The sequence below is a fragment of the Nocardioides sp. B-3 genome, assembly GCF_024703895.1.
Classification (GTDB): domain Bacteria; phylum Actinomycetota; class Actinomycetes; order Propionibacteriales; family Nocardioidaceae; genus Nocardioides.
Genome location: NZ_CP087968.1, coordinates 4,189,244 through 4,206,638 on the forward strand (window position 1 = coordinate 4,189,244; position 17,395 = coordinate 4,206,638).

The 17,395-nt window shown below is 68.9% G+C and carries 21 protein-coding genes and 2 pseudogenes; 6 read left to right on the forward strand and 17 right to left on the reverse strand.

Annotation, left to right across the window (positions count from 1 at the left end; all coding sequences use genetic code 11):
• Positions 1-22 precede the first annotated feature (22 nt).
• Positions 23-487 carry an MCE family protein gene (locus LP418_RS27755; RefSeq protein ID WP_257954480.1) on the reverse strand — a complete coding sequence of 155 codons (465 nt, stop codon included), beginning with the start codon at positions 485-487 and terminating at the stop codon, positions 23-25.
• Between LP418_RS27755 and LP418_RS27760 the strand changes: the two genes are divergently transcribed.
• A complete protein-coding gene (locus LP418_RS27760; RefSeq protein WP_257954481.1) occupies positions 471-752 on the forward strand; it encodes a hypothetical protein in 282 nt (93 codons plus the stop codon). The genes LP418_RS27755 and LP418_RS27760 overlap by 17 nt on opposite strands.
• Here the strand turns inward: LP418_RS27760 and LP418_RS27765 are convergent.
• The 9 genes and pseudogenes from LP418_RS27765 to uvrB all read right to left on the reverse strand — a co-directional run bounded on the left by LP418_RS27765 (position 730) and on the right by uvrB (position 7,586).
• Positions 730-999 carry an MlaD family protein gene (locus tag LP418_RS27765; RefSeq protein WP_257954482.1) on the reverse strand — a complete coding sequence of 90 codons (270 nt, stop codon included), beginning with the start codon at positions 997-999 and terminating at the stop codon, positions 730-732. The genes LP418_RS27760 and LP418_RS27765 overlap by 23 nt on opposite strands.
• The gene (locus LP418_RS27770; protein WP_257957213.1) at positions 999-1,931 is read right to left on the reverse strand and encodes an MCE family protein; all 933 of its coding nucleotides are present in this window, start codon (positions 1,929-1,931) and stop codon (positions 999-1,001) included. The genes LP418_RS27765 and LP418_RS27770 overlap by 1 nt, the downstream gene beginning before the upstream one ends.
• Positions 1,912-2,070 (reverse strand): hypothetical protein, encoded by a 159-nt coding sequence (locus tag LP418_RS27775; protein ID WP_257954483.1) that lies wholly within the window; start codon positions 2,068-2,070, stop codon positions 1,912-1,914. The genes LP418_RS27770 and LP418_RS27775 overlap by 20 nt, the downstream gene beginning before the upstream one ends.
• Complete coding sequence (locus LP418_RS27780) at positions 2,067-3,008, reverse strand: MCE family protein (protein ID WP_257957214.1); 942 nt, start codon at positions 3,006-3,008, stop codon at positions 2,067-2,069. The genes LP418_RS27775 and LP418_RS27780 overlap by 4 nt, the downstream gene beginning before the upstream one ends.
• 204 nt (positions 3,009-3,212) lie before the next feature.
• A complete protein-coding gene (locus LP418_RS27785; RefSeq protein ID WP_442940048.1) occupies positions 3,213-4,010 on the reverse strand; it encodes an MlaE family ABC transporter permease in 798 nt (265 codons plus the stop codon).
• Between the two features lie 13 nt (positions 4,011-4,023).
• A complete protein-coding gene (locus LP418_RS34880; protein WP_442940338.1) occupies positions 4,024-4,182 on the reverse strand; it encodes an ABC transporter permease in 159 nt (52 codons plus the stop codon).
• Entirely contained in the window at positions 4,107-4,799 is a 693-nt protein-coding gene (locus tag LP418_RS27790) for an ABC transporter permease (protein ID WP_442940049.1), read from the reverse strand. The genes LP418_RS34880 and LP418_RS27790 overlap by 76 nt, the downstream gene beginning before the upstream one ends.
• Before the next feature lie 112 nt (positions 4,800-4,911).
• Complete coding sequence (locus LP418_RS27795; RefSeq protein ID WP_257954485.1) at positions 4,912-5,370, reverse strand: hemerythrin domain-containing protein; 459 nt, start codon at positions 5,368-5,370, stop codon at positions 4,912-4,914.
• A gap of 84 nt (positions 5,371-5,454) precedes the next feature.
• Positions 5,455-7,586, reverse strand: a pseudogene (uvrB, locus tag LP418_RS34885) (excinuclease ABC subunit UvrB).
• A 59-nt stretch (positions 7,587-7,645) separates the two neighbouring features.
• Between uvrB and LP418_RS27810 the strand changes: the two are divergent.
• The gene (locus LP418_RS27810) at positions 7,646-8,932 is read left to right on the forward strand and encodes a phospholipase D-like domain-containing protein (RefSeq protein WP_257954486.1); all 1,287 of its coding nucleotides are present in this window, start codon (positions 7,646-7,648) and stop codon (positions 8,930-8,932) included.
• Here LP418_RS27810 and LP418_RS27815 read toward each other — a convergent pair.
• Both LP418_RS27815 and LP418_RS27820 read right to left on the reverse strand, forming a co-directional pair.
• Positions 8,888-9,463, reverse strand: coding sequence for a DNA-3-methyladenine glycosylase family protein (locus LP418_RS27815; RefSeq protein WP_257954487.1), 576 nt, complete (start codon positions 9,461-9,463; stop codon positions 8,888-8,890). The two genes, LP418_RS27810 and LP418_RS27815, sit on opposite strands and share 45 nt — an antisense overlap.
• Positions 9,451-9,819, reverse strand: coding sequence for a hypothetical protein (locus LP418_RS27820; protein WP_257954488.1), 369 nt, complete (start codon positions 9,817-9,819; stop codon positions 9,451-9,453). The genes LP418_RS27815 and LP418_RS27820 overlap by 13 nt, the downstream gene beginning before the upstream one ends.
• Before the next feature lie 22 nt (positions 9,820-9,841).
• Between LP418_RS27820 and LP418_RS27825 the strand changes: the two genes are divergently transcribed.
• Positions 9,842-10,687: a tryptophan 2,3-dioxygenase gene (locus LP418_RS27825; RefSeq protein WP_257954489.1), complete on the forward strand. Its 846-nt coding sequence runs from the start codon at positions 9,842-9,844 to the stop codon at positions 10,685-10,687.
• Here the strand turns inward: LP418_RS27825 and LP418_RS27830 are convergent.
• A complete protein-coding gene (locus tag LP418_RS27830) occupies positions 10,638-11,615 on the reverse strand; it encodes a hypothetical protein (protein WP_257954490.1) in 978 nt (325 codons plus the stop codon). The two genes, LP418_RS27825 and LP418_RS27830, sit on opposite strands and share 50 nt — an antisense overlap.
• 306 nt (positions 11,616-11,921) lie before the next feature.
• Between LP418_RS27830 and LP418_RS31835 the strand changes: the two genes are divergently transcribed.
• Genes LP418_RS31835 through LP418_RS27840 form a run of 3 tightly spaced genes read left to right on the forward strand, consistent with a single transcriptional unit; the run spans position 11,922 to position 14,203 of the window.
• Positions 11,922-12,440, forward strand: coding sequence for a hypothetical protein (locus LP418_RS31835; protein ID WP_336275846.1), 519 nt, complete (start codon positions 11,922-11,924; stop codon positions 12,438-12,440).
• Positions 12,349-13,488 (forward strand): ATP-dependent DNA ligase, encoded by a 1,140-nt coding sequence (locus LP418_RS27835; RefSeq protein ID WP_336275847.1) that lies wholly within the window; start codon positions 12,349-12,351, stop codon positions 13,486-13,488. Before LP418_RS31835 ends, LP418_RS27835 begins: the two co-directional genes overlap by 92 nt.
• Before the next feature lie 10 nt (positions 13,489-13,498).
• The gene (locus LP418_RS27840) at positions 13,499-14,203 is read left to right on the forward strand and encodes a TetR/AcrR family transcriptional regulator (RefSeq protein WP_257954491.1); all 705 of its coding nucleotides are present in this window, start codon (positions 13,499-13,501) and stop codon (positions 14,201-14,203) included.
• Here the strand turns inward: LP418_RS27840 and LP418_RS27845 are convergent.
• From LP418_RS27845 to efp, 4 genes and pseudogenes are all read right to left on the reverse strand, one after another.
• A complete protein-coding gene (locus LP418_RS27845; RefSeq protein ID WP_257954492.1) occupies positions 14,200-14,541 on the reverse strand; it encodes a hypothetical protein in 342 nt (113 codons plus the stop codon). The two genes, LP418_RS27840 and LP418_RS27845, sit on opposite strands and share 4 nt — an antisense overlap.
• Positions 14,538-16,385: an FAD-dependent oxidoreductase gene (locus tag LP418_RS27850; protein WP_257954493.1), complete on the reverse strand. Its 1,848-nt coding sequence runs from the start codon at positions 16,383-16,385 to the stop codon at positions 14,538-14,540. Before LP418_RS27850 ends, LP418_RS27845 begins: the two co-directional genes overlap by 4 nt.
• A 25-nt stretch (positions 16,386-16,410) precedes the next feature.
• A complete protein-coding gene (gene nusB / locus LP418_RS27855; RefSeq protein WP_257954494.1) occupies positions 16,411-16,818 on the reverse strand; it encodes a transcription antitermination factor NusB in 408 nt (135 codons plus the stop codon).
• 1 nt (position 16,819) lies between these two features.
• Positions 16,820-17,384, reverse strand: a pseudogene (gene efp / locus LP418_RS27860) (elongation factor P).
• Positions 17,385-17,395: the final 11 nt, after the last annotated feature.

The following is a 17,395-nucleotide window of genomic DNA, read 5'->3' on the forward strand; positions in this document are numbered from 1 at the left end:
GATGCGTTCTGAACATGTCAGGTCACCTCTTTCCCGGGACGAACTCGCCGCTGAAGACGCCGGTGATGTTGGGGAGATAGGCGTCGAACCACGGGCCGGTGCCGATGATGTTGCCGAGGATGTTCACGTAGGGGCCGTAGTTGTGGAGCAGCGTCTGCAGCTTGTCCTCGCGGGCCTTCAGGAAGGTGAGCACCTCGTCGAGCCGGTCGAGCGTCGGCCGGAGCTGTTCCCGGTTGTCCTCGACCACGCCCTCGAGGTCGTCGGCGAGCTGGCGGACGTGGACCAGCAGGTCGTGGATCGCCTGCTTGCGCTTGCGCAGCTCGGCGAAGACTAGGTCGGCGTTCTCCATCAGCTGGACGAGGTCGCCCTTGCGCTCGTCGAGCAGGCTGGTGACCTCCGCCGAGCTCTCCAGCAGGTCGCCGATCTCCTCGTCGCGCGACGCGATCGTCTGCGACAGCCGCGAGATGCCGGTGAAGCTGCTCCTCACCTCCGGGGCGGCCTCGGTCGATCACTTCCGCGAGCGTGTTCAGGGCCTCGGAGAGCGACTTCTTCTGGGTCTCCTCGGTCTGCGTGGTGAGCTGGCCGAGGGTGCCGACGATGTCGAAGGTGACGTCGGTGCGGTCGACCGGGATGGTGCCGCCGTCGTCGAGCCGTTCGCTGCCGATCGTGGTCAGGTGCAGGAACTTCTCACCGAGCAGGTTCTGCACCTGCACCTCGGCCCGGGACTCGTCACCCGGGGGTGGCGTCCTTGACCTCGAAGTCGACGACCACCTTGTCCTGCTGGATCCGGATGTCCTGCACGCGACCGACGCGGATGCCCGCGACCCGGACCTCGCTGCCGACGTGCAGCCCGCTCGCGTCGATGAACTCCGCGTGGTAGGTCGTGCCGCGGAACCCGGGGAACTTCTGCAGGTTGAAGGACGCGGCCATCACGACGAGCAGCCCCACCGGGGTGATGGCGCCCGGGCGCAGGATCTTGCGGTCGGAGTGGCGGGCCATCAGCGCTTGCACCTGTCGACGGTCGAGTGCATGGTGAACTGCGCGATCTGCTTGACCACGTCGGGCGGCAGCGTGTCGGCCAGCTCGGCGGGGAGCACGATGCCGCCGGTGAACTCGCAGAGGTAGTAGTTGTACCAGGAGCCGTAGACGCCGATCCGGGTCTGCCGCGACAGCATCGTCGGCAGCGTCTCGAGGGCCTCGTCGAGCATCGCCTTGTTCTCGGGGCGGGCCAGCACGGTGAAGAGCCGGCGCAGCTGCGCGACGTCCTGCTTGAGCAGCGGACGTGTCTCGGTCAGCAGGTCGGAGAGCGTCACGGAGAGCGTGGAGATGTTCTCCAGCGACTTGCCGATCGTGAACCGGTCGCGCGCGACGTTGCCGGTCCACTTCTCGAGGTTGGTGATGAGGTCGCCGAGCTGCTGGTGGTTGCCGTCGACGGTCTGCATCAGCGTCGTCAGGTTGACGATCACCTCGCCGATCAGCTGGTCACGGTCGGCCAGCGAGTTGGTGAGCTCGCCGGTCTGCTGGAGCAGGCCGGTGATCGTGCCGCCCTCGCCCTGCAGCACTCGGATCAGGTTCATCGAGAGCTGGTTGACGTCCTCGGGGTTGAGGGCCGCGAAGAGCGGCTGGAAGCCGTTGAACAGCGCGGTCAGGTTGAGAGCCGGGCGCGTCTGGCTGACCGGCAGGGTCGCCCCGTCGCTCAGCCGCTCGGCCTGCGGGTCGCCCTGCTCGAGCGCGAGGTAGCGGTCGCCGACGAGATTGAGGAAGCGGATGCTGGCCCGCGAGTCCGTGGTCATCGGGACCTCGCTCTTGACAGTGAACGAGATCATCGCTTGGTTGGCGCCGTGGATCTCCACGTCGGTCACCTCACCGACCGAGACGCCGGCGACCCGGACGTCGTCGCCCTTCTTGAGCTCACTGGCACTCGAGAAGATGCCCCTGAACTCCGTGTGCTCGCCCGAGGCCGATGCCGCCCATGATCACGGCCAGCGTCGTGGTGAAGACGATCGAGACCACCGTGAAGATGCCGAGCTTGATGCCGGCACTGACGGTCCCGGCGTTGCGTGCGTTCACTCCAGCCCACCTCCGGGCTCGTCGTCGGTGGTGCCGTCCTTGAGGGGCAGGAAGGGAGCCGGGTTCTGGTAGTTCGCCGGCAGGCCCGGGCACCACGGGCCGTGGCCGACCTCCCCGTAGACCGGTGCGTCGGCGGCGGTGTAGGACTTGCGCTGCGGCGCCCCCAGCTCGAGCGTCTGGTGGATGATCCCGTCCCGGAAGACGTTCTGGGTGTTGGCCTTCTGGCGCACGATCCCGTCCGGGACACAGGGCAGCTCGGGCGAGTAGGTGTCCGGGAGCGACAGCAGCGGGACGCCGTACGCGCCCTGCTGGATGAGGGCCTGCTCGTTGGCCGACAGCGTGTTGCGGGCGCTGACGGAGAGCCCGGTGACGGCGCGCAGGGTCTGGCCGAACTCGTCCTTCTTCTGGGCGAGCGTGCGGGCCGAGACGGTTGCGTTGCGCAGCAGTCGCAGCAGGTCGGGCGCCGCCAGCTCGTAGGTCTCGGACACGTCGGCGAGCAGCCGCAGATCGGTCTGGAGCTGCGGGAGGTGGTCGTTGATCTCGAGGAGGTAGGCGTCGAGCTCCTCGAGCGTCTCGCCTGTGTCGTCGCCCTTGCCGGTCAGTGCGTGCGAGAGGGCGTAGAGGGTGGCGTTGAGATCGGCCGGCTTCACCGCTCGCAGCAGCGGGAACAGGTTGGCCAGGATCGTCTGGATCTCGACGTTGGTGCGCACCCGGCTGGCCGGGATCACCGCGTTGTCCGCGAGCATCGTCGTCGAGGCCCCGGTCTTCGGCAGCACCAGCGAGACGTACTTCTGCCCGAACAGGGTCGTCGGCAAGATCTCCACGGAGATGTTCTCCGGGATCGTCCGCGCCGCCTCCGGGCGCAGCGCCAGCGTGATGACGGCCTGCTCGCCGTCCTGCTCGATGGTGCGTACGTCGCCGACGAGCGCCCCATGCATGCGCACGTCGCCGAACTTCGCGAGCTGGAGGCCGGCGCGGTCCGCTTCGGACCCGGATCGTCGTGACGTCGGTGAACTTCTTCTGGTAGATCGCGATGGACAGCGCGATCAGCAGGGCCATCGCCGTCAGGTAGGCGATCCCGGCGACGAGCAACCGGACGTGCTCGGCCCTCGTGTCGTGGCGAATGTTGACGAGCACGGCCGCTACCCCGTGATCCGCACAGTGGTGGTGGAGCCCCAGATGGCGAAGCTGAGGAAGAAGTCGGCGACCACGACGGTCACGATCGAGGTGCGGATCGCGCGTCCGACGGCCACGCCCACGCCGGCTGGACCACCGCTGGCGGTGTAGCCGTAGTAGCAGTGGATCAGGATGATCATGACCGCGAGGATGATCAGCTTGAGGAACGACCAGAACATGTCGATCGGCGGCAGGAACTGGATGAAGTAGTGGTCGTAGGTGCCCGCCGACTGCTTGTAGATCAGCGTCGTGATCAGCCGGGGCGAGAGGTAGGACGCCAGCAGCGCGATGATGTAGAGCGGGATCACCGCGATGAAGGCGGCGATCATCCGGGTCGTCACCGGGAACGGCAGGCTCGGGATGCCCATCACCTCGAGGGCGTCGATCTCCTCGGAGATCCGCATGGCGCCGAGCCGAGCGGTGTAGCCACAACCGACCGTGGCCGCGAGCGCGATCGAGGAGACGAGCGGTGCCACCTCGCGGGTGTTGAAGTAGGCCGAGATGAAGGCCGTGAACTTGGCGACGCCGATCTGGCTGAGCGACGCGTAGCCCCGGATGCCGACCTCGGTGCCGGCGAAGAACGCCGGGAACGCGATCACGCCCGCCGTGCCGGCGATCAGCGTCAGCCCACCGGCGCCGAACGCCACCTCGGCCAGCGTGTTGTAGATCTCGCGGCGGTAGCTGCGCAGGGCACGCGGGGTCCACGCCAGCGCCTTGGCGTAGAAGAGCAGCTGGTCGCCGTACTCCTCGAGGCGGTTGCTCAATGGGTTCATCGGATCAGAGCCCCGGCTGCGGCACGAGCTGGAAGTACAGCGCCGTGATGATCGCGTTGAGGAAGAACAGCAGCATGAAGGCCGGGATCACGCTCTCGTTGACCGCGCGCCCGACGCCGCTGGGGCCACCGCCGGCGTTGAGGCCCTTGTACGCGCCGACGATGGCGGCCGGGGAAGCCGAAGAGTGCGGCCTTGACCATCGCGACATACAGGTCGGTGATGGACGCGAGCGCGGTGAAGCTGGAGAGGAACGCGCCGGCCGAACCGCCCCTGGACGATGACAGTGAAGAAGTAGCCGCCGCCGATGCCGGCGGAGATCACGATGCCGATGATCATCAGGCTGACGAAGACGGTGGCCGGGGCGCGCGGGACGACCGGGCGCGCGATCGGGTCCACGCCGAGGACCTCCATGGCGTCGATCTCCTCGCGGATCTTGCGCGCGCCCATGTCGGAGCAGATGGCCGAGCCGGCGGCTCCACGATGATCAGCGCCGCGGCGATCGGGGCGGCCTCGCGGACTGTCGCGAGCACCGCGGTGGCACCGGCGAACGACTGAGCGCCCAGCTGGCTGGTCAGGTTGCCGACACGGAGCGAGATCACCGCACCGAACGGGATCGAGACCCGGGATCGTCGGCATCAGCGTGACGCTGGTGATGAACCACGCCTGCTCGATGAACTCACGGAACTGGAAGCGGGTGGTGAAGGTCAGCTTCGTGACGTCGATGACCATCGCGGCGAGCTCGCCCGGTCCACGGACCACGGAGAGCGCGGAGAAACCCATACACCAACCCTCCCTGACCGGACCGACGAAGAATAGAACACGTTCTCGTTTTGGACAACGAAGCATCGGTGATTCGGTGACGGTCAGGTCAACGACCGGGTCGGGACCCGGGTTATGCGTCGTCCAGCAGGCCCTCGCGCTCGGCGGCCTTCACGATGGCCCGCACTCGGGCGAGCGATCCGCACCCCCGGGCGATCAGCTCGTTGCGACGCTTGGCAAATGCCTCGCCGAGCTCGGCGCGGACCTTCGGCCCGACCTCCTCGCGCGCCGGATTGAGGATGGTGAGCTCCTCCTCGGCCGGGTGGTGGTTCACCGCCTTGCACAGCTCCTCGACGGCATCGTCGAAGGCCTGCGTGTCGGTGCCCTTGAGCTCGAGGACCTTGAGCAGCGCCTCGTTGCCCTCTGCGTGCTCCTCCTCGCCGTGCTCCTGCTCGTGCCCGGTGATCGCCTGCTTGCGGCGCAGCTTCGGGTAGACGATCTCCTCCTCGGCCGTCGCGTGCGCGACATGCAGCTCGGAGAAGGCATGGCGTACGGCGTCGCGGTCGCTGCTGGAGTCACGCAGCTGGCGCATGAGGGACTCAGAAACGGACGTGATCGGCCGGGATCAGGTCGATGACGTCGCCCGAGACGAGGTGTCCGAGGTCGATCGCTGAATTCACTTGGTTGCCTCCATCATCTGTCGTAGTTCCTTCTTGAGCTCGTTGACCTCGTCGCGGATGCGGGCTGCGACCTCGAACTGCAGCTCGGCGGCGGCCGCGCGCATCTGGTCGGTCAGCTGCTGGATCAGCTCGGCCGGGTCGCTGGACGGAAGCCCCGCAGCGTCGGGCAGGGTGTTCTTGATCTTCGAGAGCGCGGGGGTCGGGGACTTGCCGGCCTTGACTCCCCCGGCCCGGCCCTTGACCCCGACGTCGGCCCGGGTCTGCAGCAGCTCCCGGGTGTTCTCGTCCTCGCGAGCCAGCATCTCGGTGATGTCGGCGATCTTCTTGCGCAGCGGCTGCGGGTCGATGCCGCGCTCGGTGTTGTAGGCAACCCTGGATGGCGCGACGGCGGTTGGTCTCGTCGATGGCCATCTCCATCGACGGCGTGATCTTGTCGGCATACATGTGCACTGGCCGGACACGTTGCGGGCCGCGCGACCGATCGTCTGGATCAGCGACTTGTCGGAGCGCAGGAAGCCCTCCTTGTCGGCGTCGAGGATCGACACCAGCGACACCTCCGGCAGGTCGAGGCCCTCTCGGAGGAGGTTGATACCGACCCGGGACGTCGTACTCCCCCATCCGCAGCTCCTTGAGCAGCTCGATGCGCCGGAGCGTGTCGACCTCTGAGTGGAGGTAGCGGGTGCGGATGCCGGCGTCGAGGAGGTAGTCGGTGAGGTCCTCGGACATCTTCTTGGTCAGCGTCGTCACCAGCACGCGCTCGCTCTTGTCGGAGCGGGTGCGGATCTCGTGGATCAGGTCGTCGATCTGACCCTTCGTCGGCTTGATCACGACCTCGGGGTCGATCAGGCCGGTCGGACGGATGATCTGCTCGACGGTGTTCTCCTTGCCGCCGACCTTGTCCAGCTCGTAGTTGCCGGGGGTCGCGGAGAGGTAGATCGTCTGCCCGATCCGGTCGAGGAACTCCTCGAACTTCAACGGCCGGTTGTCCATCGCGCTCGGCAGCCGGAAGCCGTGGTCGACGAGGTTGCGCTTGCGCGACATGTCACCCTCATACATCCCGCCGACCTGCGGCACCGCCACGTGCGACTCGTCCACCACGAGCACGAAGTCCTCGGGGAAGTAGTCGAGCAGCGTGTTGGGCGCACTCCCGCGGGTGCGGCCGTCCATGTGCATCGAGTAGTTCTCGATGCCCGAGCACGAGCCGACTCGGCGCATCATCTCGACGTCGTAGGTCGTGCGCATCCGCAGCCGCTGGGCCTCGAGCAGCTTGCCCTGCCGCTCGAAGGTGGCGAGCTGCTCCTCGAGCTCCTCCTCGATGCCCTTGATCGCACGCTCCATGCGCTCCGGCCCGGCGACGTAGTGGGTCGCGGGGAAGACGTGCAGCTCCCGGTCCTCGGTGATGATCTCGCCGGTGATCGGGTGCAGCGTCATCAGCCGCTCGATCTCGTCGCCGAAGAACTCGATGCGCACCGCCAGCTCCTCGTAGACCGGGAAGATCTCGAGGGTGTCTCCACGCACGCGGAACGTGCCGCAGGGTGAAGGTCATGTCGTTGCGGGTGTACTGGATCTCGACGAGCCGCCGCAGGATCGAGTCCCGGTCGTGCTCCTCGCCCACCCGGAGCCGGAGCATCCGGTCGACGTACTCTCGGGGAGTGCCGAGGCCGTAGATGCAGGACACCGTGCTGACCACGATCACGTCGCGTCGGGTCAGCAGCGAGTTGGTCGCGCTGTGGCGCAGCCGCTCGACCTCCTCGTTGATCGAGGAGTCCTTCTCGATGTAGGTGTCCGTCTGCGGGACGTAGGCCTCGGGCTGGTAGTAGTCGTAGTAGCTGACGAAGTATTCGACCGCGTTGTCCGGGAAGAGCATCCGCAGCTCGTTGGCGAACTGCGCGGCCAGCGTCTTGTTGGGCTGGAGCACCAGCATCGGGCGCTGCAGCTGCTCCGCCACCCACGCCACCGTCGCGGTCTTGCCCGTGCCGGTCGCGCCGAGCAGCACGACGTCCTTCTCGCCGCCGGCGATGCGTTCGGTGATCTCCGCGATCGCCGTCGGCTGGTCGCCGGACGGGGTGTAGTCGGAGACGACTTTGAACGGGGCCACGCGGCGCTCGAGATCTGTCACTGGACGCATGAGTCGAGCCTACGGGCGACCACCGACATCGGTGCCCAGAGCGTCGCTAGATTGTCCCCGTGACCCTCGCCCGCGTCCTGACGCCCGTACGCCGGACCCTGATGGCGGTCTTCGGGTTCCGGGTCGCGCTGGCCATCGCGCTCTCGCTGGTGGACTCCTACCGCCGGCGCGGCAAGAAGCCCAAGCCCTTCCCGGTCACGCCTCCGCGCACCGTCGAGATCGGCGAGGGGACGCTGACGACGTACACGTTCGGGATGGACCTCTACGACGACATGCTCGCCGCCATCGACGGGGCGAAGAAGCAGATCCTCTTCGAGACCTACATCTGGAAGGGCGACGACATCGGCGAGCGGTTCAAGACCGCGCTGATCCGGGCCGCCGAGCGCGGCGTCGAGGTCTACTGCATCTACGACGGCTTCGCGAACACCGTCGTCTCGGCCCGGTTCCGGCGCTTCCCGTCCTCGATCAAGGTCATCCGTTATCCGATCTGGTCGGCCGGCTGGCGGTTCTGGGACCTGCGCCGCTACGGCCGCGACCACCGCAAGATCCCGGTCGTCGACGAGGAGGTCGGGTTCGTCGGGGGCTACAACATCGGTTCGCCGTACGCCACGGAATGGCGCGACACGCACGTCCGCATCACGGGTCCGGGCGTGTGGGACCTCAAGCGGACCTTCGCCGACTTCTGGAACCTCAACCGGCGCAAGCGCATCGGTCGCAGCGAGCGGCCCCTGCTGCTGGAGACGGCGTCGGTGTGGGAGCCGCGGATCCGGTTCGCGCGCAACGTGCCGCGGCTGTGGATGTTCCCGATCCGGTCGATGTACCTCGAGGCCATCGCCCGCGCCACCGACAACATCTGGATGACGCACGCCTACTTCATCCCGGACCGGGACTTCGTCGACGCGCTCAAGGACGCTTCCGCCCGCGGCGTCGACGTGCGGCTGTTGCTTCCGCTGAAGTCCAACCACATCGTGGCCGACTGGATCTCGCGCGGCTACTTCTCCCAGCTGCTCAGCTCTGGGGTGCGGATCTTCCGCTTCAAGGACGCGATGGTGCACGCGAAGACGTCGACCATCGACGGCAACTGGTCGACGGTCGGTACGGCGAACGTCGACCGCCTCAGCCTCCGGGGGCAACTACGAGATCAACGTCGAGGTGATCGACGAGTCCATGGCCGCCGTGCTCGAGGAGATCTTCGTCCGCGACGAGTCCAACTCGCTCGAGCTGTCCAGCCGGGAGTGGGAGGCGCGCGACCTGCACCGCAAGTTCACGGAGTACGTCCTGTGGCCGCTGCGCCCGCTGCTCTAACGACTGCCGGGAGTGCGTCCGGGCAGGTGCGTGCGCGGTGACATCCGCGGGCCACGACGTGGCCGGCCGCCGGCGAAGCCATGGATCAGCATCACTGCCCGGTTGCGCTGGGGCCGCCACGGCTCGAGGTAGGCCTCGAGCTCGGCGTCGGTGAACGGAGTGCCCGTCATGGCCCAGCCGATGTCCTTGGCGACGTGGTAGTCGCCGAAGCTCACCGCGTCGGGGTCGCCCGGGGCATGTGCACGCACCTCGGCGCTGGTCCACACCCCGATGCCGGGCAGGCTCCGCAGCCGTCGGTCGAGGTCCTCGGGCCCGTCGTGCCGCTCGAGGGCTTCGGCGACCCGTGCGGCGGTGACGATGGCCCGCGACCGGGCCCGGTCGATGTGCATCTCCAGCCACGCCCAGCTCGGGATCATCCGGACGGTGGCCGCATCGGGCGGCACCCAGAGCTTGAGCTCGTCGGTGGGGCCGGGTGCGCGTTCGCCGTACCGCAGCACGAGCGAGCGGTAGCCGGCGAAGGCCTCCCGGCCGGTCACCTTCTGCTCGATGATGCTCGGGATCAGCGTCTGCACGACCGAGGCCGCTCCGCCCGAACCGGCTGTGCGGTCGCCGGCGCCGAGCCTCGGCCACGAGCGGGTGGATCGGGTCGGATCCGCTCACGTCGTCGAGTGCCCCGAGGAGCCCCGGGACGGACTCGAGCACCCACTCGGCGCCCTCTCCCCCGGGCGCTCGCATGCACCTCGCCGGTCGGGGCTTGGGTGATCTTCAGGGTCGCCGGACCGTCCGGCGTGCGTGCTACGCCTCGCCAGTGCGCACCGGCCGCGTCGATGCGATAGCTCGGGTCCGAGCTGCCGCGGCGTTGCTGGCGCAGGATCGAGCCGGCCGGGCACGGCCACGCCGGTCGCCACTCCCGGGTCCGCTCCTGCATGCGGGAACCGTACGCTGCCTGCATGGGAGAGCAACGCGAGATCGAGCCCGGCATCGAACAGGACTTCACGCGACAGATGTCGTACGGCGACTACCTGCGCCTCGACCTGCTGATGGCCGCCCAGCAACCGCAGAGCGATCCCCCGCAGCACGACGAGCTGCTCTTCATCATCCAGCACCAGACGTCCGAGCTGTGGCTCAAGCTGATGGTGCACGAGCTCCGGTCCGCGCGGGCCCTGCTGGCCTCCGACGACCTGTCGCCGGCCCTGAAGCGGCTCGCCCGGGTCAAGCACATCCAGCGGGTACTCACTGACCAGTGGTCCGTGCTCGCCACGCTCACGCCGAGCGAGTACGCCGAGATCCGCCCCTTCCTCGCGACCTCCTCGGGCTTCCAGTCGGCGCAGTACCGCGAGGTCGAGTTCCTGCTCGGCAACAAGGACGCCGACATGGTGAAGGTCTTCAAGCACGACCCGGTCGCGCAGGAGTCGCTCTCGACCCTGCTCTCCGAGCCTTCCCTGTACGACGAGTTCTCGGCCTTTCTCGCCCGCCGGGGCTACGACGTGCCGGCCGAGGTGCTCACCCGCGACGTGACCCGCCGCCACCCCTCCTCCCCCGGTCTCGTCGAGGTCTTCGCGCAGGTCTACGCCGCACCCGCCGAGCACTGGGGTGTCTACGAGACGTGCGAGGAGCTGGTCGACGTGGAGGACAACTTCCAGCAGTGGCGCTTCCGGCACCTCCGGGTCGTCCAGCGCACCATCGGCCACAAGGTCGGCACCGGCGGCTCCTCCGGCGTCGACTTCCTGCGCCGCGCCCTCGACCTCACGTTCTTCCCAGAGCTGTTCGAGGTGCGCACGCGCATCGGCGGCTGACGCCGTACCGGACGTCTGTGCTGCAGATCCGCGTCGGAAACAGCACAAACGTCCGGTAGGTCAGCCGGTCGCCCGGTCCACGCCTCTCAAGATCGCCCGCTCCTCGATCCGGTCGTGCAAGGTGTCCTCCGGCGGGCGAGCCACCCAGCGCCGGTCGGCCGCGGCCTCGAACTTCGCGCGGTCGCGCCCGGCGCGAATCCGCGCCGCAACCGGGCCTTGGTCGTCGACCTCGCTGCCGGTCACCCGGACCACCTCCAGGGCCGACCCGTCGGAGCGCATCCTCCTTGACCACATCCCGAGTGTGCCGCGCTGCCTCACGGTGGTCGGCGCCGTCGAACTCCACGACAAGACCCGCCTCGAGATCGATCAGGTCGGCGATCCCGAGAAGCCGTCCCGACACGTCGTAGACGGGCACGTTCACCAGCCAGCGAACGCCGGGTAGGGCGAAGCGGCACTGGAGCCGGCACCGCACCTCGTTGGGGGATCGGGAGTGCTCACTCGCCTCGTCAAGAACGCCCGGCGCAAACCACAGCCCGCTCTTGCGCAGCTGCCGGATCGAGACGACCTCGGCCGCGCACATCATGTCGATGACCACGACTGCCTCGACCGGGCTTCCCGCCAGCCGAGCGGCGTCCGCGGTTGCCCACACCTCGTCCACGGTCGCGAGTCCGTGCCGGACGGCGTGATGTTGTGCCGGCACGGGCCAGTGGACGACCCTCAATCCGGCTCGGTGACGTATGCGACCGCGAGCACCGATCGCCACTGGGATCGCGAGCCCGGTTCGCCCGTCGCGACCGAGCCCGTCGAAGAAGTTGGCCCCATGGAGTCGGCAGGCTGCCCAACCCGTGATCCGACCGCCCGGAGGCAACCGGACCGATGCCTCGGCGATCCACTGCTCCGGCACATCCACCGGAGTGTCGGCCGGCACGTGAAACCCGTAGGAGGTGGTGCGCCAGCGGGGACCGCGGACCTGAGCGGCGGTCGGACCCGTCCCACCTTCGCGGTCGGTGCGCACCGGGAGTACGAGCCTCCCCGGGTGGGGCGCCTTGGGATCCCAGCGGTGTGCCATGGCTCGATGCTCCCCACGATCGCCGGAATCCGCGAACGGTTCTCCACAGGCCCGACGTACCGAACGTCTGTGCTGCAAATCCACGCCGGCAACAGCACAAACGTCCGGTATGCCGATCCGAATGCTCCGCAGACCAATGTCGGTGCCCCCGGGCAGACTGACCCCATGCTCCTCGCCGAGATCGTGGCCACCTCGACCGCCGTGGCCGCGACCAGATCACGCAAGGCCAAGGTCGCCGCGCTCGCCGACCCGCTCCGGCACGCCGTGGCTGAGGGCCCGGAGGAGCTCGAGACGGTCGTGAGCTACCTCGGCGGCACGCTCCGGCAACGACGGACCGGCCTCGGCTGGCGCGGCATGTCCGACCTCCCCGACCCGGCGACCGAGCCCGCGCTGAGCGTCACCGAGGTCCACGAGGCCTTCGAAGAGCTGTCCGCGATCGCCGGCGCGGGCTCCCAGAACAAGCGCAAGGACGCCGTCAACGCCCTGTTCGCACGAGCCACCGACACAGAACAGGCCCGGCTGCGCGGCCCGGTCACCGGCGAGGTCCGCCGGGGGCGCGCTCGACGCGCTCGTCCGGGAGGCGGTCGCCCGGGTGGCGGACGTCCCGCTCCTCGCCGTACGCCGCAGCGCGATGCTCTCCGGGAGCACGCTGGCCGCCGCCGTGGCGGCCTTCCGCGGTGGTGAGGCCGCGCTGGCGGAGTTCGGGCTCGAGGTGGGGCGCCCGGTGCTCCCCATGCTCGCCTCCAGCGCCCCCGACATCGAGGCGGCCATGGCCAAGGCGGTCAAGGAGGGGCCGGTCGCGATCGACGCCAAGCTCGACGGCATCCGCATCCAGGCCCACCGTCGCGGCGACGAGATCCTGCTCGTCACCCGCAGCCTCGACGACATCACGGCCCGGCTGCCCGAGGTCGTGGAGGTCGTGCGCAACCTGCCCGGCGGCGACCTCGTGCTCGACGGCGAGGCACTGATGCTCGGCCCCGACAACAGACCGCGGCCGTTCCAGGAGACCGCCTCGCGCACGGCGCAGTCCACGGGCGCGGCCGTCGTGCCCTACTTCTTCGACCTCCTGCACCTCGACGGCCGCGACCTCCTCGACTCCCCCGGGACCGAGCGGATGGCCGCCCTCGACGCCCCGGTGCCCGAGACCCATCGCGTACGCCGGTTGGTCACCGACGACGTCACTGCAGCCGCCGAGTTCGTGGCCGAGACGCTGGCCAGCGGTCACGAGGGCGTGATCGTGAAGGACCCCGAGGCCGCCTACGGCGCGGGCCGACGCGGCTCGGCGTGGGTGAAGGTCAAGCCGGTCCACACCCTCGACCTCGTGGTGCTCGCGGTGGAGCGCGGCAGCGGTCGGCGTACGGGCCTGTTGTCCAACATCCACCTCGGCGCCCGCGACCCGGACACCGGCGGCTTCGTGATGTTGGGCAAGACCTTCAAGGGCATGACGGACGCGATGCTGGCCCGGCAGACCGAGCGCTTCACCCAGCTGATGACCGAGGACACCGGCTGGGTGGTGCACGTGCGGCCCGAGCAGGTGGTCGAGATCGCGATCGACGGAGTGCAGCGGTCCACGCGCTATCCCGGCGGCGTCGCGCTGCGCTTCGCACGGGTCGTTCGCTACCGCGACGACAAGCGACCGGACGAAGCGGACACCCTCGCCGACGTGCTCGCGCTCAAGACTCGGGTGAAACACTCGTCACAAGTGTGTAACTCCCCGTTGCACTTCGCCTAGACTCGAGACCATGACCAGCGCCTCGACCGCCGACATCGCTCCCCGCACGGACGGTCGACGCTCCGCTGCGGCCGCCCGCCGCCGCGAGCGCGAGCGCGAGATCCTCGAGGCGACCCGCGCACTCTTCGACGAGCGTGGCGTCCGCGATGCCCAGATCGAGGACATCGCCCGGGCCGTCGGGATCAACCGCGCGATCGTCTATCGCCACTTCACCGGCAAGGAGGAGCTGTTCGCGCTCACCCTCGTCGGCTACCTCGACGAGCTCCGCGTCGCGCTGGAGAAGAGCGTCGACCGGGTCACCGACAGCGACGACCGGCTGCGGGCCACGATCAGTGCGTTCGTCGACTACGGGCTCGACCACCCGGCGTTCGTGGACTGCGCGCAGGCGCTCATGCGCCGCACCGGCCCCGAGCTGCTCGACGAGATCAGCGAGGGCGCGATGTTCCGCCCGGGACGCGCCATCTCCAGCTGCCTCTCCGTGGTCTCCGTGATCCTCGACGACGGCGTCAGCAACGGCGACTTCAAGGTGGAGGACACCACCCTGCTGGCCAACCAGCTCTATGCCAGCGGTCTCGGCGCCCTCCAGCTCGCCCGGGTCGGGATGCTGGTCAGCGAGGCCGCCCCCGGCATCCCGGCGATCCACCGCGTCGGCGGCGAGCAGGTCAAGACCTTCCTCGTCACCGCGGCGATCGCGCTCGCGCACGTGGGCGTCTAGGACTCCAGCTCCTCCAGCGCCACCGCGATCGCGCGGTGGAAGGTCGGGTAGGCGAAGTGCATCCGGCGGATCGTCGCCACGGGCACCTCGGCGTGCACGGCCAGCGCCAGCAGGCCCGGGATCTCCCCGCCAGCCGGTCCCGCGGCCGTGGCGCCGACGAGCACCCCGCGTGAGGCGTCCGCGACCAGCTTGATCAGTCCCTCGTTGCCGAGCTGGTGGATGAAGCCCCGAGACGACTCCGGCAGCTGGGCATGGCCGACCCGCACGGACAACCCCGCCGCACGCGCCTGCGCCTCCGTCATCCCCACCGAACCCACCTCCGGGTCGGTGAACGTCACCCGCGGACGGCGCGGTAGTCCGCCTCGATCGGCGGTGTGCCCGGGATGTCGGCCACGGCAACCTCGCCCCGGTACATCGACACGTGCGTGAAGGCGCCGTGCCCGGTGATGTCCCCGACGGCCCACAACCGCTCCCCCGCCCGCATGCGCTCGTCGGTGGACACGGATCGGGCGCTCGGGTCGAGACCGACGGTCTCCAGCCCGATGTCGCGGATGTTGTTGCTGCGTCCCGCCGCCACCAGCAGCTGCGCGGCCCGTACGTCGGTGCCGTCGACGCGCACGACGAACGACCCGTCCACGTGGTCGACCCGCTCGATCTTCACTCCGGTCCGTACGGCGATGCCCTCGCGCTCGAAGATCCCCGTGATCAGCTCCGAGGTCTCCGGCTCCTCGACCGCCAGCATCCGGTCGGCCACCTCGAGCACCGTCACCTCGGAGCCGAAGCGCGCGAACACCTGCGCCAGCTCACAGCCGATGGGTCCGCCGCCGATGACCACCAACGACGGTGGGAGGTCGGCTACCTTCATGGCCTCACGGTTCGTCCAGTACGGCGTCGCCTCGAGTCCGTCGATCGGGAGCTTCGCCGGGGCCGTCCCGGTGTTGAGGACCACGCCCCGCGCGGCGACGTACTCGTCGTCCCCGACCAGCACGCGACCCGGACCGGCCAGCCGCCCGTCCCCGCGGACGATCCGGACGCCCGCCTCGCTGAGTCGCTTCACGTGCGACTCGTCGTTCCAGTCGTTGGTCGCCTGCCTGCGGATCCGCTCGGACACCCTCGACCACTCGGGCGTCAAGGACGCCGGACCGGCCAGCTCGTCAGCATGCGCGACCTCGGCGACGAGGTCGGCGGCGCGAATCATGATCTTGGACGGGATGCAGCCGTAGAACGGGCACTCCCCGCCGACCGGGTCGCGCTCGACCCCGACCACGTCGAGGCCTGCCTCGGCGAGCTTCTGGGCTGCGAACTCGCCACCCGGGCCGAGGCCGAGGACGATCACGTCGCAGGACAGGGATGAGGTCATGGCAGGTCCTTTCAGCGGGACAGGTGTCGGGCGCGGGCGAAGCAGAACAATCCGTAGCAGGCCGGGCCAAGGGCCATCGCGATCAGCAGCACTCGGGCCGAACGGCTGCTCCAGCACGGTCTGCAGGGCCCGGTCGAGGCCGCCGGACTTCTTGGCCTCGTGGGTGATCGCGGCGTAGCCGAAGAGCCCGCCGACGATGCCGATCGCGAGCCCCTTGGCGATGTAGCCGACCTTGCCGAAGAGGACGTAGGCGGACCCGTCGTTGCCCGACAGGCCCCGGGCGTCGAGGTGCTCGGTGAACTTCTCGGTCCAGCCGCGGAAGACCAGCAGTGCGGCGTACGCGATGACGGCCAGCGCGACAGCGCCGACGAGGAGCTGGCCGGCAGGCAGGTCCATGATCTTCGCCGTCGTCGAGTCGGTGCCGCCGGAGGACCCGTTGCCGACCGCGGTCTTCACTGCGCTGACACCGAGGGCGCCATAGAGCACGCCCTTGCCGAGCGACGCGAGCCGCTTGCGCCAGCGCTTCGTGGTGTCCGCGATCTCGCGGTAGCCGAAACCGAACTCCAGCACGCGCCACACGACGAGCAGGAGCATCCCGACGGCGACCAGCCAGATGAGGACGCCGCCCAGTGGCTGTTCGGCGATCGCGTGCAGGGCGCCGGCGTTGGACGCGCTCTGCGACGTCTCGCCCGGGGCGAGCTGACCGGCCAGCCACGCCACCATCAGGTGGACGATGCCGTAGGCGACGAGCCCGACGCGGACTGCGTGGTCGAGCCAGTCGCTGTCGTGTGCCTGTTGCGCCTGCTCGGCCGCCACTCCCATGACGCCACCCTAGGCGTCGCTGGGATCAGACGGTGGAGGGCTTGTTCTTCTCGATCGCGCCGAGGACGCCGTTGACGAACGTCGGCGACTCGTCGGTCGACAGGTCGCGCACCGGGCTGATGGCCTCGCTCACGGCGACTGCGTCGGGCACGTCATCGACGTACAGGAGCTCGAAGACGCCGAGGCGCAGCACGTTGCGGTCGACGGCAGGCATCCGCGACAGCGTCCAGCCCCGGCTGTACTCCGTCAGCAGCTCGTCGATGCGGGCCCGGTTGTCGACCACGCCGCGGACGAGGAGCCCGGTGTAGTCGTTGGTCGGGCCCTCGCCGGCCTCGATGGCCCGGTCGAGTGCGACGACCGGGCTCTCGGAGCGCATCTCCGAGGCGTAGAGCAGGTCGAGAGCGCGCTTGCGGGCCTTGCCGCGAGCCGACACGTCAGCTCTTGACGCGGCCGAGGTAGGACGAGTCGCGGGTGTCGACCTTGACCTTCTCGCCGGTGGTGATGAAGAGCGGCACCCGGATCTCGTGGCCGGTCTCGAGGGTGGCGGGCTTGGTGCCACCGGTGGAGCGGTCACCCTGCAGGCCGGGGTCGGTGTGGCTGATCAGCAGCTCGACCGAGGCGGGCAGCTCGACGAAGAGCACGCGGCCCTCGTTGGTCGCGACGATGGCGTCCCCGGTTCTCGAGCATGAAGTTCTTGGCGTCGCCGACGATCTCAGGCGCGACCTCGAGCTGGTCATAGGTCGAGGTGTCCATGAAGACGTAGGACGTGCCGTCGTTGTAGAGGTACTGCATCGTCCGCTTGTCGACGTTGGCCGTCTCGACCTTGGTGCCGGCGTTGAAGGTCTTGTCCACGGTCTTGTTGGACTCGACGTTCTTCAGCTTGGTGCGCACGAACGCCGGACCCTTGCCGGGCTTGACGTGCTGGAACTCGATGACTGCCCACAGCTGACCCTCGATGTTGAGGACCATGCCGTTCTTGAGGTCGTTGGTTGATGCCATGGCGCGAAGTC